Origin of the sequence: Paenibacillus sp. FJAT-27812, from assembly GCF_001273905.1 — a bacterium.
Classification (GTDB): Bacteria; Bacillota; Bacilli; order Paenibacillales; family Paenibacillaceae; genus Pristimantibacillus.
The window spans coordinates 7,148,209-7,165,890 of the sequence record NZ_LIGH01000001.1 but is presented as its reverse complement, the minus strand read 5'-3'; the positions used below and the strand labels follow the sequence as shown (position 1 = coordinate 7,165,890).

Sequence of the window (17,682 nt, the reverse complement as noted above, 5' to 3'; positions counted from 1 at the left end):
ATAGAAAAAGGAGTCTACTAGATGAACTTGAGACCGAAATTGATGCTTGCTTTCATATGTCTAATTATCATTCCGATGATTGGCCTCGGCATATTCTCTTTCCTAAATTCAGAGACGCTGCTCGAGAAAAAATATAGCGAGCAAACGGAAATTTCGCTCAAGGCGGTAGGAGGCAACATTCGTTACTTTTTTCGCGAGCTGGATCAGCTCTCCGACGGCAATCTGACAAGTTCGGAGGTGCAGGATACGCTCAAATACAGCTCGTATACGTCTAATGACGCCAGTACGCTCATCGCGATCAACCAAGCGGAGAAAGAAATGAAACGGATCTTGTTTCAGCATCCCGCCGTAAGCTTCGTCGTCATGTATGCGAAGGACGGTACGATGTTCCGCTCTTATCGCAACGACCCAACGACATTCAAGCCGATTTCGTTTGATATGCTGAAGGCGCATTCCACTTACAAAGAAGTGATGGCGCTTGGCGGACGACCGCTATGGATCGGCCCGTACGAGCAGCGGGAGCTGACTGGCGTTGAGCCGCCGCTCTTTACGCAAATGCGCGTCGTAAAGGATATCGAGTCGTTTAACGATCTTGGCGTCATGATTACGCAGTATAAGACGGAAGAGATTTCGAGCATGCTCAAAGCGTTTCAAAATCCGAAGGCGGACGCGGCTGAGACAAGGTATCTTATCGTGAACAAGTCTGGCCTTATTATGCTGGACAGCAGCAGTGAATTTGACGGCCATAACATTAATGAACAAACGGACGCGCTTCCACAGCAAACGGATAACTATATGAGCTCCAGAGTAAAGTTCGAGGGTATCGATAGTTTGGTTTCCTCATATCAGCTCGATCGCAACGAATGGATTCTTGTATCGGTGAAGCCTTGGGATTCGCTAACGAATGAGAATGTGCGGTTCGTGCAATGGATTGGGATGATTACCGTGCTTGGGTTGTTATCGGCGGTACTCTTCAACGTCTTCTTCGTGAACCGAGTAGCCAAATCGATCATCAAGGTTGTCCGCAAAATGAGACTGGTCGAGCAAGGCTTGCTCGACATTCGCGTTACTGCGCAGGGCAAGGACGAAACCGTCCTGCTTGCGAACAGCTTCAACAGCATGGTGGAGCGGATCGGGAATCTGCTCAGCGAGGTACGTACGGAGCAGGCCCGCAAGCAGCATGCGGAGATGATGCTGATGCAGGCTCAAATCAAGCCGCATTTCCTATTTAATACGCTGGAGTCGATTAATGCGCTAGCTGCGCAAAACGAAGGCGCCAAGATTATGTTAATGGTACGCAGATTAAGCAATTTGCTCCGCACGAGCATGCATCATTCGGAAGAAATAAGAATAAACCAAGAAATCGAGCATGTGCGCAGTTATTTGGAAATTCAGAAGTACCGCTTCGAGGAGCTATTCAGCTATGAGCTCAACGTTCAAGAAGAGGCGCTTGATTATTCCATATTGAAGCTGACGCTGCAGCCCTTGGTAGAAAACAGCATCCAGCACGGTTTTGACGGCTATGAGGATGGGCAGGGCGTCATTACGATAGATGTAACCGCCCAGCCTCACAGCATCGTTATTATGGTCCGTGACAACGGACTTGGGATGAGTTCCAGCGTATTAACTAAGCTGGCGAATGGTTTGAATCCTTCCAGCAAGCAGCCAAATGCTGTAGAGATGGGCGAAAGAAGAGGGCTTGGCCTGCGAAATGTGGCCGATCGCCTTCGCATTCATTATGGCCCTGCTTATGGCATGTGGATTTGCAGCCAGGAGGGCAGCGGTACCGTTATTCGTTGTGTTATTCCGAAGAGCAGAGGTGATCAGCTATGACCGGTAAGGTTCTCCTAGTCGATGATGAAGCGCATATTACGAGAAATCTGGAAAAAGTTATTCCCTGGGAAATGCTTGGACTTACTGTTGGAGGAACGGCCAAAAACGGCGTTGAAGCATTGGAGTTGATGGAGAATCAAACCTTCGATTTATTGCTGTGCGATATTAGGATGCCAGTAATGGACGGTTTGGAGCTAGTGCGTCATATCCGTGAGAAAGAGATGGCCTGCGACATTATTATGCTGTCGGGGTATCAGGATTTTGCGTATACGCGAACGGCTATTCAATTCGGCGTGAATGATTATATACTAAAGCCCATTCCGTACGATGAATTAACGGGCGTCATTGCCAGAGTGATGTCGAGCCAGCGGAGTAAACAAAAGCAGCTGCAAGAGGAGAAGCAGAAGCTTGGCCGAATGATTGATCTGGCCAGTGAAAAGATTTTATACGATATCATCATGGATTACACCGATGTTACCGCGGATAACTGGCTATTGACCGGAGATGAGCAGCAGCTGAAACAGCAGCAGTTCGTCTTAATTGTGCTTGATCTTGATGTCAGCTCCGAGAAAACGAGAGATTGGCGCGATTGGTCGGACAAGGAGCGGAAGCTGTGGAACTTTGCCGTATGTAACGTCCTTCGCGAGAAGCTGCAGCAAAACGGGCTGCATCATGCCGTCATTCAAATTCGCGATGGCGAATGGTGCGTCCTTATCGAAGTTGAAAAAACAGCTGAATTTGACTTAACGCTCATAAACGATTGGGCTGACATGCTGCTCACCGCGATAAAAAGCCATGTAAAGCTGTCTTTGTTTGCAGGCATTTATCGGGAATTTGCAGCGGTTGCCGATTTGTCTCACGCTTATAAGCAAGTTCAGCAGGGCATGCAAATTACGCCGGAGCATGACAGCATTGCGATCTATCCATCCGATCAGCAAAAATCATCGCAAGCGGATCAAGCGTTTTGGGAAACGGCAGAAAAAATTATTGGAGCCGTTAAGCGCGGAGACACAAAAGCTGTCGATATAGAGCTCAATAGCATTACCGAGCTGCTCCAGCGAATGAACGAGCCTTCGCTTAACCGAGTTAAACCGCTGTTACATTTCTTCGTCCTGCATCTCATGCGGGAAATGAAGGAAATGGGGGTATTCACGCGCGAGCAGGAGGATATGCTGTGGCGCAGGCTGGATCGCCGCTTCGGAATCAAGGATTTGCTGTCGGTTATCCGTCAGGTGACAAACGCGGTTTCAGAGAAGTCGATGGATAAGAAGAAGCAGTCGGAGCGTTCGATGACCGAGGCTAAAGCGTTTCTGGATCGCAACCTGTATCGTGATCTTAGCGTGGAGGAAACGGCAACGCATGTCGGATTAAGCACTTCTTATTTCAGTCTATTGTTTAAACAAACGTTCGGAGAAACGTTCATTGAATATGTAACGCGGCAGCGGATGGAGCGTGCGAAGGCGATGCTGGCGGATACGCCAAAGAGCGTAGCGCAGATTGCGAAGGAAGTCGGGTATGCGGAGCGGCGTTATTTTACGAAGGTGTTTATGAAATATACGGGCGAGAATCCAACGGACTTCCGCAGCAGGCGGCAAGATAATATTGGAAATAACTAACAACCGCTTAGATCAAAGTTCAATCATTGGGAGGACGGGGTAAGAAATGACGATACAGCGTGAATGGCAAAGCTGGAGCCTGAATAAAAAAATTGGTCAACTATTTGTGTTCGGTTTCCACGGCTATGAGCCGACCGAGCAAATTAAACGGTTAATTGAAGCAAATGGCATTGGCGGCACCATTTATTTCTCTCGCAACGTGAAGGATGCGAAGCAGGTACATAAGCTTAGCGGCGAGCTTCAGAGCATTGCGAAAAATGCAGGCCAGCCGCCCTTGTTCGTCGCCATTGATCAGGAAGGCGGGATGGTGGCGCGCTTGGTTGACGGCGTTACGCTTATGCCGGGCAATATGGCGATTGGAGCGGCCGGACTTGCGGAAGGCGCAAGAGAAACGGCGCGCGTATGCGGCGAGGAGCTGCGCCAGCTTGGCGTGACGATGAATTACGCGCCCTGTATCGACGTGAATAACAATCCGGACAATCCTGTCATTAACGTTCGGTCGTACAGCGACCGTTCGGATGTTGTATCTGAGCTTGGAGCGGCAGCCGTACTTGGCTATCAGTCAGCGCGGGTAGCTGCGACGGTTAAGCATTTTCCGGGACATGGCGACACCGCGGTTGATTCTCATCATGCACTGCCAATTCTTCTCCATGGCCGCGAGCGGCTGGAAGCGATTGAGCTGAAACCTTTCAGAGCTGCGATAAAAGCAGGCACGGACTGCATTATGACCGCGCATGTGTGCTTGCCGGCGCTTGATCCAACAGGCGTTCCTTCGACGTTGTCCGAGCCGGTCATTACGGGCTTGCTGCGCAAGGAGCTTGGTTATGAGGGCATTGTCGTTACCGACTGCCTGGAGATGGATGCGATCGACAAAAACTATGGGCCAGCGCAAGGAGCGATCAAAGCGCTACAAGCAGGAGCGGACATGGTGCTTATTAGCCACACGTTTGAGAAGCAATGGGCTGCTCTGGAAGCGGTTATTGCTTCTGTAGAGAAGGGTGAGCTTTCCGAAGCGCGCATTGATGAGGCGCTTGACCGGATTATGTCGCTTAAGGTGAAGCTTGAGCTTGATGAACCTTTGAAGGCGTGGGAGCAGGTTGAGCCAACAATCGGTACGGAGACAAACAAAGCAGTGGCGAGAAGATGGAGCGAAGCTTCCGTTACGCTGGTGAAAAATGATGGCGGATTGCTGCCTTTGAGCCGCAGCGAAAGCACGCTTGTGCTATGGCCGGACATTGTTCCCGTATCGGTAGCGGATGAGATGCTATCCGGTGACGGTTCTTTAGGCCAATTCCTCGGCGAGTACGGGGCTAATGTGGTGGAGCGGCGGATGAACAGCGACAACCCGCTTGCGGATTTGGATCGCTTCGCTCAAATTATCGTTGTTACCTACGATGCCTCCAAACATCCGTTAGAGCGCGATATTGCGCGTGAGGTTGTCAAGCTGGCGCCGGAGCGTACGGTAGCCATCTCGGTTCGGAATCCGCTGGATTTGCTGCTTTATCCCGAGGTGAAAGCTTATGTTGCTGTCTATGAATGCAGGCCGCTTGCGCTTGCGGCAGCAGCGAAAGCGTTGCTGGGCGACATAAATCCGATAGGGAAGCTGCCGCTTGAGATATCGGCGGCGTATCCATTTGGCTGGAACGCAGCCGCCGACAGCTAATGTAGACGAATAAGGATGTTAGACTGCGAGTGAATGATACTCGCGGTCTTTTTCATGTTTGGTGAGTGTTGCAGCTATTGTCCAATCAGATTCGAATAGGTCAAATCATGCAAAATATAGGCCAGAAAAAAAATAACGCAAGGATTCTCGTAGCGATGCTGGATTTTGACGAGCTGGTGATAATAGGTGTCCGCGTAATGAGGGTTGTTGCGCATCTCCAGGCTAGCCTTGATCAAGGCATCCAGCTTGTCTGCAATATCGACCATTTCGCCGATATAATCATCGGATTTGCTGTGCGCGATAAATTCGATCATGTCCTCGTGAAAGAGCGACGGCAGCTTATTGATCATAAACCGCGCGGTTTCCTTCTCATACTGCTCGAACGCATGCTTGATGTCTGGATTGTTATGCTTGAAATTCGATACGACATCGCCGGACAACGCCTCGGGCAAATCATGCAGCGTTGCTTTGGCGAGCAGCTTATAAAGATCGATGTTCGTGCTGCCGAAGCGCTCGATTTCGAGTAAGCCATTAAACAAAGCAAGCGAGGCTACGCGGAAGGAATGGGTTGCATCATTGTCCGGAACGAGGTTATAGCTGCCGTTCCACCGTTTTACCGTGTCCAAATTGACGATGTATTGGATGAATTCATAAAAGCCGTCCTGCTTGTCATACTCGTTCAGCAGCCATTCCATAGATTCGAGCTTCGTATCAAGCAGAGTCTGCCTAAGCTCCTGATGTTTCGCATGAAAGAAAGGGTTCGTATCGTATCTGGATTCCCGGTGACAATACAGGTAAGCATCCAGCGTATCGATGGCATCGACCAATCGCCCGATATGCGTGTCATCCTGAGCATTTACGATATAATCATACGCCTGCGGCTGAAGAGACTTCGAGAGATAGGAGACGATCTCCTTGCTCAGCTCCTTCTCGAAGTCGCGGATATGATTCATGACGAGCGATTCCTTCTTGGTGACGTGCTTAATGGAACCTGTCCCCGTGTTATTTAAATCGCCCCATAAACTTCTGGCGAGCAGCTTCAATTTGTCGATCGGCTCATTGCACACTTTCTCTTCAATGATACCGATAAGAATGGACAAGGCGGCACATCTAAAGCTATGCGTGGAAGCATTGTCCTCGAAACGAGGCGCGTATTCGCTCCACCTTGGCACGTATTGCATACGGATGATCGTGTTGGTGAACTTGCCGTTTTTCATCGTTATCTCCTTTGCCAGCATGAATTCAATCGTTATCGTTACTGTACAGGAATGTCTATGTTATTATAAAGCTTATGTACAAAAACGACTAGATGAGGCAAATGAGGGGAATAACATGCGTGAATTTGGATTGGCTTTTAACCGGCATTTTGAACGATGGATGTTTATCATTATTCCGAGTTCCTTGATACTCGGTTTTATATTTGCTTCGCAGCTGCAGCCTTTTATTAAATCAGTCCCTTATTTATTTGCCTATATAACGTTAACGATGGCGATCGGCTGCGGCCTCGGGCAATTGCGTATCGTTATGAAAAGGCCGGGCGTGATGGTGCTCACCTTCGTGATCGCTCACGTGTTGTCTCCGCTAGCTGCCTACGGACTTGGTGCCCTCGTATTCGGAGCGGATTCACCATATGTCGTCGGGCTTGTTCTGTTTACGATTATTCCCATCGGCGTCTCGACGGTTCTCTGGGTAGGGATGTCAGGAGGCAGCGTTCCGCTTATGCTGGCAATGGTCGTACTCGATTCGGCGCTTAGTCCGCTTGTAGTGCCGGCCGGCATTCATCTGTTTTTTGACTCATCGGTTAATGTGAAGGCGGGACCTATCATTATTGATTTGCTTGTCATAATCGTGCTTCCTACCATTATCGGCGTCGCGCTTAATCAAATGAGCCGAGGCCGCATTCAGCAAGTCGTTCAGCCGTACACATCGCCGCTGTCCAAGCTTTGCTTCGTAGCCGTGGTATCGCTGAACGCATCGGCGATCGCGCCGCATCTGGATAAGCTGAAGCAGGATATGCTGCTGCTCGTTCCGCTAGTTGTCGTGCTGGTTGGCTTATGTTATGCCCTCGGTTATATCGGAACGGCGTATCTTCGCAATAACGAGCAGCAGGTGACCGTGTCTTATGCGACCGGCATGCGCAATATTTCGCTTGGCATCGTGCTCGCGCTTGGCTATTTCAGCCCGCTTGCAGCTGTTCCCGTCGTATTATCGATTCTAATTCAACAGCCGCTCGCCACGGTGCACCATTACGTTTTACAAAAACTTAATAAAAACAAGTCTAGCGAAAGAACAGTGCCGCATGTACGATAAACGATGTATGTAAACGCACCGTCAAAAGGGTGTAGGCCTGACCAAACATAGGGAGTGAACCGGATGAACAGCTTTCGCACTAGGCTGACGCTTATTATGATCGCGATGATCGCATTATCAGTGAGTGCAGCAGGCTTATTTATGGTCAAAACGTTTAATCAAAACCATATAAACGCGCTTGAAGACAATATGGTTCGCGAGATGCAAATTATTTCGGCAAAGATGGAATGGAAATCAGGCGAATTATCTTCGTTATTTGACTATTATTCGGACGAGGCGAAGGAGCTTAAGCGTTATACGGGCGCACGCGTAACCTTTATTCGCAATGACGGTGTAGTTCTTGGCGATTCGGATGGGGACCCTAGATATATGGACAACCATCTTAGCCGAATTGAAGTAGAGGAAGCGTTAAAGTCAGGCACCGGCAGAGCGATTCGTGCTAGCGAAACCGTTAAGCAAAATATGATGTATGTCGCCATTCCGGTTCAGGTTATCCCGGATCAAGCACCGGATGTCATTCGCCTTGCCATGAGCTTGAAAGAGGTTGAAAACAGCATCCGCAACTTGACAATGGGCCTTATGGCAGGCCTGCTTGTGCTCTTCTTGATCGCAGCAATTATCAGCTACCGCCTTGCTTTAGGCTTGACTAGGCCGCTGGAGCAAATTACGAAGGTTGCAAAACGAATTAAAAACATGGATTACCGCGCGCGAGTGAAGGTGACGAAGCAGGATGAAATCGGCGAGCTTGGCAACGCTATTAATGCGATGGCTGACAGCCTTCAGGTGCAAATGACGCGCATTCAGCAAAACGAGAATCAGCTCGAGAGCGTGCTTGATAATATGATTAACGGCATCGTGATGATTGACCGCGGCGGCAAAATCGTGCTGATGAACAGGCGTGCCGAGGAAGTGCTTGGCTTTTCTGCCCGCGAGCTGGTCGGACGCCATTATGCGGAAGCTAAGCAGCAATACGAGCTTTCGCAAATGATTCAAGAGGGATTAAAGAGCAAGCAGCATTTGCGTGAGGAGATCACGTTTTATTTTCCGGAGGAGAGGCTGCTTGAGCTTAACCTCGTGCCGATTCATCCAGAGGGCAATGAGTTCTCCGGCGTGCTGCTCGTCCTTCAGGACGTATCGGCAATCCGCAGGCTGGAGCGGATGCGCAGCGAGTTTGTCGCTAACGTATCGCATGAGCTGAAGACGCCGATCACGGCTGTCAAAGGTTTTGCAGAGACGCTGCTAGGCGGCGCGGTCAATGATGAAGAAACGGCCCGTTCGTTTTTACAAATCATCTTCGATGAGAGCGATCGCCTTAACCGGTTGATCGGAGACATTCTGGAACTGTCCAAAATCGAGTCGCGCCGCGTGCCGCTCGTATTCTCGCCGGTCGAAGTGGACAGCTTCGTAGAAAAATCGATCAGGCTTATGGAATCGGAAGCCTCCCGCAAAAACATCGAGCTTACGATGAATATCGAGCCGGGCCTTTATGTTGAAGCCGATGAGGATCGACTGCGGCAAATTATTATGAATCTGCTCTCCAATGGCATTAATTATACGCCGGAGGGCGGAAAAGTATCGCTTAAGGTTGAAGGGCTGGGCGATGATCACATTCGCATCCAAATTACGGATTCCGGCATCGGCATTCCGAAAAAGGATTTGCCGCGCATATTCGAACGCTTTTACCGTGTGGACAAAGCACGCTCGAGAAGCTCAGGCGGGACGGGGCTTGGCCTCTCCATCGTCAAGCATCTCGTAGAGCTGCATAAGGGAACGATATCCGTAACAAGCGCTGTGGGAGTCGGTTCAACGTTCACAATCGAGCTGCCTGTCCTGCAATAGAAAAAAAGATTTACCTATTCTTTACGAAACCATGATAAACTAGCTTTAAAAGCAAAGCTATAAATAAGCGGACGCAGCGTGAATAACGCTGCTATTCGCTAGGTTGGAGTGGAGGTAACATGTCGCATAAAGTGCTCGTCATTGAAGATGAACCGACATTAGCGAGACTATTGTCGTACAACTTGACCCAAGAGGGCTATGAAACGACCGTTATCGATCATGGCGGGGAAGGCTTGCAAGCCGCATTGCAGCGCAATTTCGATTTGGTCATTCTGGACATCATGCTGCCTGGCATGAACGGCTTCGAAATATTGAACCGCCTTCGCCAGAACGGCGTCAGAACGCCAGTCATTATTTTGACGGCCCGCAATGCAGAGGAAGAAGTCGTGCAAGGCTTGAAACATGGCGCAGACGATTATATTACGAAGCCATTTGGCGTTGCCGAGCTGCTTGCACGCGTATCTGCGGTGCTGCGCCGGACACAGCTGGACGACAGCAAGCCGATTGAATCAACGGAGAAGGTTATCACTGCTGGAGACCTATCGATTTATCCGGAGAAGTATGAGGTTATTTTAAACGGAGATGCCATCCCGCTTAGACCGAAGGAATTCGAAGTATTGCTCTATCTTGTGCAGCGTCCGGGCATGGTTATTACTCGGGATGATCTGATGAATGTCGTATGGGGCTTCGATTATATCGGCGGCCAGCGTACGGTTGACGTTCATGTGAGCTCGCTAAGGAAGAAGCTGGAGCTTGGGCAGCAATCGGTCCAAATTGAATCCATTCGCGGCGTCGGCTACAAACTCGTTATGCCAAAAAAGCTCGTTACCCCGAAGTTATAGGGCGGACGAGCTTTTTTTAATCGTTGAAGCTGGCTATTGCCGGTTCCACACGAGCATTTTACGCTGGAATTGCTTCGGCGAGCAGTCGTTGTATTTTTTGAACATTTTATAAAAATGAGCCATATTCGGCATCCCGATTCGTTCGCCAACCTCCGAAATGCTTAAATCCTTCGTCAGCAAAATCCGCTCCGCCCATTTGACTTTGCGATAGTTTACATATTCCGTAAACGATAAGCCAATCGTTTTCTTAAAATATTTGACGAAATAGTAATAGCTCATATTGGCGATTTTGCAAACCTCTTCGACCTGGATCCGATCGGTCAAATGATTTTCGATATAGTCCAGCACAGGCTTTAGGCGTATGCGGTCGAAGTTATCCTGCTCGATCAGCACCTTACGGCTGTCGTGGCGCAGCAGCAGAAGCAATATTTGCTTAATAAGCACGCTGACGGCCAGCTCATAGCCGGTTTCCTTGTGGGTCGCCTCATTTAATATTTGCTGAATGCATGATGCGGTCTGCTGCTTAACCGAACTATTTTCCGCAAAAATATAGTTGGCTTTGCTCAGCGGCAGCTGCGTCTCTGAGAAATAACGCATATAAGGAATCGTGCTTTGATCAAAGAAGGGCTCAAGATCAAATTGGAGCACGATATAATCGAGCGTGCTATGGCTGCGATCGCGGTGCAGCTCGGATGCCCCGATCAGGACCACGTCTCCGGGCGCAAGATGGAAGCACTCTTCATCCACATAGATGTCCAAATTACCTTCCAAAATGAGCAACAGCTCAAGCTGCTTATGATAATGCCAGTTCGTAAATCCATCAAGATTGCGCACCGTTTGGAAAATGCGCAGCGACAGCAATGGGTTCTCATATGCGACTTTTTCATTTATAGCTTCCATGTTTATTGATTCCCCCTTGGCGCTGCATGACAATACCCTTATTGTAGTGAAAGCGCAGGTCATTAGCAATAAGGAGGAGGCATATAAACGTGATTTACGGTTTAATGACGACCTTTATGCAGCCGTCTTCCTTGTTATTGAATATTTTGTAGCCATTTTCTGCGTCCTCCAAATGAATCCGGTGCGTTATGATGTCGGTCGGATCAAACTCGCCAGCTTTAATCTGTCTATAGAGCTCAGGCATATAGTGGATCACGGGAGCCTGTCCCATGCGTAAGTTGATGTTTCTTCGAAACAAGTCCCCAAACGGAAATAGATTATAATTCATTCCATAAACACCCGTTACCTGTATTGTGCCACCCTTGCGAACGAGATTAACAGCCATCCGAAAAGCGCCCAAGCCGCCGCCTTGCAGCTTTAGCATCGTTTGAATTTTTTCGGCGATTGTTTTTTCTGAGTCGAGTCCGACGCAATCAATGACCACATCCGCTCCGCCGCCGGTAATCTCTTTGAGATGCTCAACAAGATCATCCATCTCTCCTACGTTAAACGTCTCGACCTTATTCGTTTTTTTGGCATGCTCTAACCGGTACTTTGCATAATCGATGGCAATGACTCGTTTTGCGCCTTTTTTCCAAGCGAACTTTTGCGTCAGCAAGCCTACTGGACCGCTCCCCAAAATAATAACGGTATCGCCTTTTTTGACGCCTGCATTATCTACGCTCCAATACGCAGTAGGAATAATGTCGGAGAGGAAGACAAGCTTCTCATCCTCAAGCTCCGCATCCTCTGGCACTTTAAACGGTACAAAATTGCCGTAAGGAACGCGCAGCAATTCAGCTTGACCGCCTGCATACCCGCCGTATGTCTCCGAATAACCAAAATATCCGCCTGAATCTCCATGTAAAAATTCATTCGAATTGTCACACTGGCTTTCAAGCTGATGATTGCAAAACCAGCATTGGCCGCATGCGACGTTAAACGGAATAATGACACGATCCCCTTTTTTGACATGTGTGACCTCGGGGCCAACGGCTTCGACGATTCCCATTGGCTCATGCCCAATCACGTAATTATCTGGCATGTTCGGAATTTCTCCATTATAAATATGGAGATCCGAGCCGCAAATTGCAGTTGTTGTTATGCGTACTAATACATCGTCTGGCTTTTGAATAGAAGCATCGGAAACTTCTTTTACCTTTACTTTTTTCATTCCTTGATAAGTGAGTGCTTTCATCATCTAGCCCCTTTCTCCATCGGTATTTGTATTTTGTCCTAAAAGGGGAATAGAAGATGCATGGATGCTCATTTATCGGTAAAATAGATGTTGGAGCAACAACGCGGAACGATGAGCAGGAGAGGGCTGGGCGAAGACGAATGGAATGGGATTCGATTGAGGATTTGGGACTTGATAATGTGTTGCTGCTGGATCGGATGAATGAGCTTGATGAGCGGGATGTATTATATCCGTTCGCGCTTGATGAGCTGCTTTGCAGGCAAACGGGACGGGGAGGGCCGGCAATCTGCCATATATGGCGCCATCCGAGAGGTTTTGTGATGGGGCTGAAAGACAGCCGTCTACCCGGTGCCTCGGAAGCAGAGCGGCTGCTGCAAGCCGATGGATGGGCTACCGCCGTCCGTAATTCAGGGGGAGCCGCTGTACCGCTTGACTTAGGGGTCATCAATATTTCGCTTATTATGCGCAAGCCCGATGTGGATTCGTTCCATTTTCATGAAGATTTCGAGCGCATGTACGGGTTGATCCGTCACGCGCTGAAGGAAACGGGCTGCCGAGTCGACAAGGGCGAAATACGAGGAGCGTATTGTCCAGGCGAATTTGATTTGAGCATCGATGGGTTGAAATTTTGCGGCATTGCGCAGCGGCGGCAGACACATGCCTATATCGTGCAAGCCTTTGTTGTGGCGGAGGGGTCAGGACAGGAGCGGGCAGGCTTCGTTCGCTCTTTCTACGACAAAGCAGCAGATAGGCAAAACGCGAGCGATTTTCCACTGGTGACGGAAGAGAGCACGGCTAGCTTGGAGCAGCTGACGAATCTGGGCGCTGGCGCTGGACGAGCTTTTGTAGATGCGCTCAAAGGAGTAATCCTGTCTCAGCAGACGGAATCTGGTTTAAGGGAAGCGGAGGAGAAGCTGGCCATGCCGACCTCCGAGCAGATTTTATCAATGGCAGCGGTATTGCGCGCAAGGTATGCGATTCAGGAGAAGGAAGCCGACTAGAGCTGTAAGCCTTTGGCGCATTGGAGGAGGTTTGACGTTGTTTCGTCAAGCTGCTGCTTCAATTGTTCGATAGGCCATGTGCCGTTGTTTGCTTGGATGTCATTTGTAATCAGCTTCAGCATCCATAATGAGAAAAGACATGAAAATAAATAATAACCTCGTTTGAATGCGGATTTTTGCAGCCCGTATCCATCCTGCTCAATTAGCAGGAGGTAACGATCCAGCAAGCGCTCGCGTACGGTGGGTGACATCTCTTTTGGAAAGGTTGGATGAGAGAGGTCGATAACATGGTACAGATCCCAGTAGCGGCTGTTCAGATGGGCATGCTCCCAGTCGAGTACCTTTATATGTCCGTTTACGCTAGCATAGTTGCCAAGGTGCAGATCGCCGTGCGAAAATACCCGATCCTCCGCTTCAACGTTTTCATGCTGGAGCATTGCAAATAAGGAGCTGAGCAGTGAACTTGGCAGGCTTGGCCACTGTGCTGCAAGCTTATAGGAACTGGTTCCCTGAAGGAGCAGCTCCTTCAGGATAACGCTTGCTTGGGGCTTTGGTCCGCGCAGCGGGGCATGCAGCAGATGACTAGTCGGCAGCGCGTGCCAGTTAGCTATGTAGGAGATTAAATCCGATGCCGTGTCCTCGTCAAAAGCATGCTTCAATGCTCCTAAATCTTCGAACATCATCCAATAGGATGTTGTATCAGCTGAAGAGGAGCAGGCAAGCAATTGCGGATAGATACGAGGAAGAGCCGGCAAAACATGCTCATATACCCATGCTTCCTTGCCTAATTGCTCATGATTTGTGAGCGGCTTAAAAATAATCGTCTCGTTTGGCGCTAGGTAGATCCGTTCGACGCTGCTTCCGTTCATCCCCTTATAAAGCGTTTCCCTCCGCCATATTTTCTCTTCGATGATTCGGCCGTCAGGCCCTACGATAGGATGCATGAATGATTCCCCTCTCTGGCGCTTGCTGGTGCTGGGCAATCGATATTTTATTAACGCTCGGATTTCCGGATGATTTGATTAATGACTTCTGAGAAAACGAGTCCTATCGCAATCGCTCCCGAGATCATAAATGCTTTGACGGCCAGCTGTACCGCTATGTCATAGTTATCTTCAACGACGTTCCGCATCGCATCGTACGCGAGTCCGCCAGGCACTAAAGGGATGATGCCCGATACGCTAAAGACGATAATGGGCGTTTTGTATAGCTTGGAAAATAACTGGCTGATCACGGTTACAACAAAAGCGGCGATAAGCGTAGCCGGTATAACGTCCAATGAGAGCTGCGTACACGAAACATAAATAAGCCAGCCAACCATACCGACAGCGCCGCAGTGCGCAAGCGTCCGCTTCGGCACGTTGAAGATGAGACCGAAAGCGGCTGAGGCGATGAAGCTTGTGAATAGCTGTTCCAGCATCATCAACGTGATGCACCTCCGTTATTAATTAGTAGAAAGACAGCACAGCGGCAATGCCTGCGCCGACGGCAAATGCAGTCAGAAAAGCTTCCGCACCCTTCGATAGACCCGATACGAGATGCCCCGCCATCAAATCTCTGACAGCGGCGGTAATATGAAGGCCAGGTACAAGCGGCATGACCGAGCCGATGATGATTTTGTCCAGATCATATCCGAGCCCCTTATGTACAACAAACACAGACAGCGTTCCGATGATCAAAGCGGTAATAAATTCTGCGAAAAATTTGATGGGCACGATGCGGTGCAGCCGTACAAAAAACGCGAAACCAAAGCCCCCGATCAGCACGACGGGAATAAAGTCGCCCCAGCTGCCTTGGAACATGATAAGGAAGCAGCCGCTTGCGATCGCCGCTGCCAACACTTTTAACCAAGCAGGGTAGATGAATGCATGGGTATCTACCTCTTGCAGCATTCTATGGGCATCGCCTGCCGAAAGGTTGCCTGAGCTGATTTTTCTGGAAATATCGTTCACTAACGAAACCTTGAGCAGGTTAGTCGAGCGTTCTGAAATTCGAATTAGCTTCGTCATTTGCGATGATCCGTCGATGGCAAAAATAATGCCGGTCGGCGTAACGAAGCTATGCGAATTCTCAATGCCGTAAGCAGCGGCGATCCGCATCATCGTATCCTCGACACGGTAGGTTTCGCCGCCGTTTTGCAAAATGATTTTGCCGGCTAATAAACAGATTTGCGTAATCTCATGGCTATTGATGATGGGTTTGTCCATATGGGCCAGCCCTCCTTATGCGAGCGAAGTCGGTGTTATGAGCTGCTCTTCGTTTGCTGCTCGAATTCGGTGCGAATTCGGGCGAGCAGGGCAGGATCTGCAAACACGTCATATGCTGTGGCGGCGAGCATTTTAGCTCCAAAAAGCATGCCGTCGAGCGCATATTCAGTCATTGCGGCATCGCGGAACGCTTCCGTATGAAGGAGCAGTCGATCCTGCACGACCTTAACGAAAGGATGGATAGCCGGACAGCGAACGGATACGTTGCCGAGGTCAAGCGAGCCGTGATCCTTTCCGGTCTCGATTTGCTCCGGTAGAATGCCTGCTTCAATAAGATTTGCATTAAACCGTTCGGATAACGCTTCGTTGGTCAGCAACTCGTCATAGGAGAACTCGAATGCATTTGTTGTTAGCGTACAGCCTGTTTGCAGGGCAGCACCTTCTGCACAGCGAAGCACCTTGGCGGTCAGCTCATTCGTGTAAGCGCGGGAAGCCGAGCGAATATAAAACTTTGCCGATGCATAGTCAGGGATGATGTTCGGCGCTTTGCCGCCATCGTCGATTATGCCGTGAATGCGTGCGTCGCTGCGCGTCTGCTGACGGATTGCATTGATGCTGTTGAACAGCTGAAGCACCGCGTCAAGCGCGTTAATGCCTTCATAAGGGCTTGCTGCTGCATGGGCGGATAAGCCATGAAACTCAAATTGCAGCGCATCAAGGGCGAGTGACTCTCCGGAGCGCTCGAAGGTATGGTAGGGATGAGCCATTAACGCAAAATCGCAATCATCAAATAAGCCGGCTGCCGCCATCGGAACTTTAGCGCCGCGAGTCTCCTCGGCTGGCGTGCCGTAGATGCGGATCTTTCCGCCGATGCCGCTGCCTTCGAGTGCGGCTTTAAGTCCAACCGCTGCGGCAACGCTCATGGAGCAGATCAGATGATGCCCGCAAGCGTGCCCGATCTCCGGCAGCGCATCGTATTCGCATAACAAGCCGACCGTCGGTCCAGACTTGCCCGTATCATAGACAGCGATAAACGACGTTTTAATGTCAAGGATGCCCCGTTCCACCTCGAAGCCATACTTCGACAGCTCGCTGCAAAGCAGCTCCGATGCGAAAAACTCCTCATGGCCAAGCTCGGGCCTATTGCCTACGGCGCGTGATATGGCACGAAACGCCTCCGCATAGTGATCAATCTCGCTAAAAATCAATTTTTTGTTGGACATCGTTGTATTTAAACCTCCTGAAATGGTGAGAAACATGTGTAACGTTATTTTAGGCTCGTATACGTGCTTACTGCCCCCAACCACCTAACGCATCCCATGTATTTTCTTGAATTGCTCCGGGCTTAAGCCCTCGAGCCGTTTGAAAACAGAGCTGAAATAGCTGGGTGAATCGAAGCCGACGCGCTGCGCGATTTCATGCATTTTGATATCGCTCTCGCGGAACATGAGCTCCTTGCTCCGATTGACGCGTTCCCGATTCACATACTCCATCGGCCGCATTTTGAGCGCTTTCTTGAACAATAAGCATAAGTACTGCGGCGTTACGTCAATACAAGCGGCGAGATCCTTTATCGCGATCAGTCCATTGTAATGTGCTTCAATATATTGAAGCACAGGCTGAAGCTTCAAATAATTTTGCTCAACCGAGTGATAGCTTACAAGGATAACCTTCATCAAATCGAGCAAAAACATGTAAACGAGCTTCGAGCATTCCAGTCCTAGAAAGGATCGGCCAGACTGCGTCATGGCAGAAATGTTTTTCATATGGGTAACAATCATATCATGATCGGCAGTAGAATAGACACCTGATTGCGTAATTCCTGCCTGCCTGAACAGCTTATCGGACAAGTCCCCGCGAAAGCTCATCCATATGACCTCCCAAGGCTCCTGAACGGAATAGTAAGCATGCTGCTCGTTTGGAAAAAGGCAAAACCCTTGACCGGCGCGAACGGTCATGATCTGATCGCCGACACGGAGCTCGCCTGTTCCTGCTATGACTTGAAGCCATTGAAAATGGGGATAGCCGTTTGGACGGTCAATCGACTCTTGATTGCTCCAATGCCCGATGCTTGTAAGATATACGGGAAGAGTCGTGTCCGTCTCTGTCAAAGTCGGGAAAACCATCGTGTCGATAATAGCAGCCTCCAGGTTCATATTTTTAAAGCGATGCGAAAATACTATTATATAGTTGGTTCGAAGAACGATATATAATATGAATATCATTATAGTATA

Annotated in this window: 15 protein-coding genes; 7 read left to right on the top strand and 8 right to left on the bottom strand. The window is 49.4% G+C overall.

The window, feature by feature from the left end:
• Positions 1-21 precede the first annotated feature (21 nt).
• Genes ADU23_RS30830 through ADU23_RS30820 form a run of 3 tightly spaced genes read left to right on the top strand, consistent with a single transcriptional unit; the run spans position 22 to position 5,112 of the window.
• A complete protein-coding gene (locus ADU23_RS30830; protein ID WP_053377259.1) occupies positions 22-1,833 on the top strand; it encodes a cache domain-containing sensor histidine kinase in 1,812 nt (603 codons plus the stop codon).
• Positions 1,830-3,449, top strand: coding sequence for a response regulator transcription factor (locus ADU23_RS30825; RefSeq protein WP_053377258.1), 1,620 nt, complete (start codon positions 1,830-1,832; stop codon positions 3,447-3,449). Before ADU23_RS30830 ends, ADU23_RS30825 begins: the two co-directional genes overlap by 4 nt.
• Positions 3,450-3,495: 46 nt before the next feature.
• The gene (locus tag ADU23_RS30820) at positions 3,496-5,112 is read left to right on the top strand and encodes a glycoside hydrolase family 3 protein (protein ID WP_053377257.1); all 1,617 of its coding nucleotides are present in this window, start codon (positions 3,496-3,498) and stop codon (positions 5,110-5,112) included.
• 74 nt (positions 5,113-5,186) lie between these two features.
• On the opposite strand, the gene ADU23_RS30815 is transcribed toward ADU23_RS30820, so the two are convergent.
• On the bottom strand, positions 5,187-6,329 hold the full coding sequence (locus ADU23_RS30815) for a YfbR-like 5'-deoxynucleotidase (RefSeq protein WP_053377256.1): 1,143 nt from the start codon (positions 6,327-6,329) through the stop codon (positions 5,187-5,189).
• Positions 6,330-6,444: 115 nt separating this feature from the next.
• On the opposite strand from ADU23_RS30815, the gene ADU23_RS30810 reads away from it, so the two are divergent.
• The 3 genes from ADU23_RS30810 to ADU23_RS30800 all read left to right on the top strand — a co-directional run bounded on the left by ADU23_RS30810 (position 6,445) and on the right by ADU23_RS30800 (position 10,103).
• Entirely contained in the window at positions 6,445-7,422 is a 978-nt protein-coding gene (locus tag ADU23_RS30810; protein ID WP_053377255.1) for a bile acid:sodium symporter family protein, read from the top strand.
• 63 nt (positions 7,423-7,485) lie between these two features.
• A complete protein-coding gene (gene pnpS, locus ADU23_RS30805; RefSeq protein WP_053377254.1) occupies positions 7,486-9,261 on the top strand; it encodes a two-component system histidine kinase PnpS in 1,776 nt (591 codons plus the stop codon).
• A gap of 119 nt (positions 9,262-9,380) precedes the next feature.
• Positions 9,381-10,103 (top strand): response regulator transcription factor, encoded by a 723-nt coding sequence (locus tag ADU23_RS30800; protein WP_053377253.1) that lies wholly within the window; start codon positions 9,381-9,383, stop codon positions 10,101-10,103.
• A gap of 33 nt (positions 10,104-10,136) precedes the next feature.
• On the opposite strand, the gene ADU23_RS30795 is transcribed toward ADU23_RS30800, so the two are convergent.
• Both ADU23_RS30795 and ADU23_RS30790 read right to left on the bottom strand, forming a co-directional pair.
• Positions 10,137-11,003 carry an AraC family transcriptional regulator gene (locus ADU23_RS30795; RefSeq protein WP_053377252.1) on the bottom strand — a complete coding sequence of 289 codons (867 nt, stop codon included), beginning with the start codon at positions 11,001-11,003 and terminating at the stop codon, positions 10,137-10,139.
• 94 nt (positions 11,004-11,097) lie between these two features.
• The gene (locus tag ADU23_RS30790) at positions 11,098-12,240 is read right to left on the bottom strand and encodes a zinc-dependent alcohol dehydrogenase (RefSeq protein ID WP_053377926.1); all 1,143 of its coding nucleotides are present in this window, start codon (positions 12,238-12,240) and stop codon (positions 11,098-11,100) included.
• Positions 12,241-12,380: 140 nt separating this feature from the next.
• On the opposite strand from ADU23_RS30790, the gene ADU23_RS30785 reads away from it, so the two are divergent.
• A complete protein-coding gene (locus tag ADU23_RS30785) occupies positions 12,381-13,241 on the top strand; it encodes a lipoate--protein ligase family protein (protein WP_053377925.1) in 861 nt (286 codons plus the stop codon).
• Here the strand turns inward: ADU23_RS30785 and ADU23_RS30780 are convergent.
• The 5 genes from ADU23_RS30780 to ADU23_RS30760 form a co-directional block, all read right to left on the bottom strand.
• Positions 13,238-14,185 carry a phosphotransferase gene (locus tag ADU23_RS30780; protein ID WP_053377251.1) on the bottom strand — a complete coding sequence of 316 codons (948 nt, stop codon included), beginning with the start codon at positions 14,183-14,185 and terminating at the stop codon, positions 13,238-13,240. The genes ADU23_RS30785 and ADU23_RS30780 overlap by 4 nt on opposite strands.
• A gap of 50 nt (positions 14,186-14,235) precedes the next feature.
• Positions 14,236-14,664, bottom strand: coding sequence for a threonine/serine exporter family protein (locus ADU23_RS30775; protein ID WP_053377250.1), 429 nt, complete (start codon positions 14,662-14,664; stop codon positions 14,236-14,238).
• 25 nt (positions 14,665-14,689) lie between these two features.
• Complete coding sequence (locus tag ADU23_RS30770) at positions 14,690-15,448, bottom strand: threonine/serine exporter family protein (protein WP_053377249.1); 759 nt, start codon at positions 15,446-15,448, stop codon at positions 14,690-14,692.
• A gap of 35 nt (positions 15,449-15,483) precedes the next feature.
• Positions 15,484-16,671: a M20 family metallopeptidase gene (locus ADU23_RS30765; RefSeq protein WP_053377248.1), complete on the bottom strand. Its 1,188-nt coding sequence runs from the start codon at positions 16,669-16,671 to the stop codon at positions 15,484-15,486.
• Positions 16,672-16,755: 84 nt separating this feature from the next.
• On the bottom strand, positions 16,756-17,673 hold the full coding sequence (locus ADU23_RS30760; protein WP_197286123.1) for an AraC family transcriptional regulator: 918 nt from the start codon (positions 17,671-17,673) through the stop codon (positions 16,756-16,758).
• Between the last annotated feature and the right edge of the window lie 9 nt (positions 17,674-17,682).

Coding starts and splice junctions, on each gene's coding strand:
- ADU23_RS30800 (WP_053377253.1), top strand. CDS start 9,381: ATGTCGCATAAAGTGCTCGTCATTGAAGATGAACCGACATTAGCGAGA.
- ADU23_RS30795 (WP_053377252.1), bottom strand. CDS start 11,003: ATGGAAGCTATAAATGAAAAAGTCGCATATGAGAACCCATTGCTGTCG.
- ADU23_RS30770 (WP_053377249.1), bottom strand. CDS start 15,448: ATGGACAAACCCATCATCAATAGCCATGAGATTACGCAAATCTGTTTA.
- ADU23_RS30820 (WP_053377257.1), top strand. CDS start 3,496: ATGACGATACAGCGTGAATGGCAAAGCTGGAGCCTGAATAAAAAAATT.
- ADU23_RS30760 (WP_197286123.1), bottom strand. CDS start 17,673: ATGATATTCATATTATATATCGTTCTTCGAACCAACTATATAATAGTA.
- ADU23_RS30775 (WP_053377250.1), bottom strand. CDS start 14,664: ATGATGCTGGAACAGCTATTCACAAGCTTCATCGCCTCAGCCGCTTTC.
- pnpS (WP_053377254.1), top strand. CDS start 7,486: ATGAACAGCTTTCGCACTAGGCTGACGCTTATTATGATCGCGATGATC.
- ADU23_RS30765 (WP_053377248.1), bottom strand. CDS start 16,671: ATGTCCAACAAAAAATTGATTTTTAGCGAGATTGATCACTATGCGGAG.
- ADU23_RS30830 (WP_053377259.1), top strand. CDS start 22: ATGAACTTGAGACCGAAATTGATGCTTGCTTTCATATGTCTAATTATC.
- ADU23_RS30825 (WP_053377258.1), top strand. CDS start 1,830: ATGACCGGTAAGGTTCTCCTAGTCGATGATGAAGCGCATATTACGAGA.
- ADU23_RS30815 (WP_053377256.1), bottom strand. CDS start 6,329: ATGAAAAACGGCAAGTTCACCAACACGATCATCCGTATGCAATACGTG.
- ADU23_RS30780 (WP_053377251.1), bottom strand. CDS start 14,185: ATGCATCCTATCGTAGGGCCTGACGGCCGAATCATCGAAGAGAAAATA.
- ADU23_RS30790 (WP_053377926.1), bottom strand. CDS start 12,240: ATGAAAGCACTCACTTATCAAGGAATGAAAAAAGTAAAGGTAAAAGAA.
- ADU23_RS30785 (WP_053377925.1), top strand. CDS start 12,381: ATGGAATGGGATTCGATTGAGGATTTGGGACTTGATAATGTGTTGCTG.
- ADU23_RS30810 (WP_053377255.1), top strand. CDS start 6,445: ATGCGTGAATTTGGATTGGCTTTTAACCGGCATTTTGAACGATGGATG.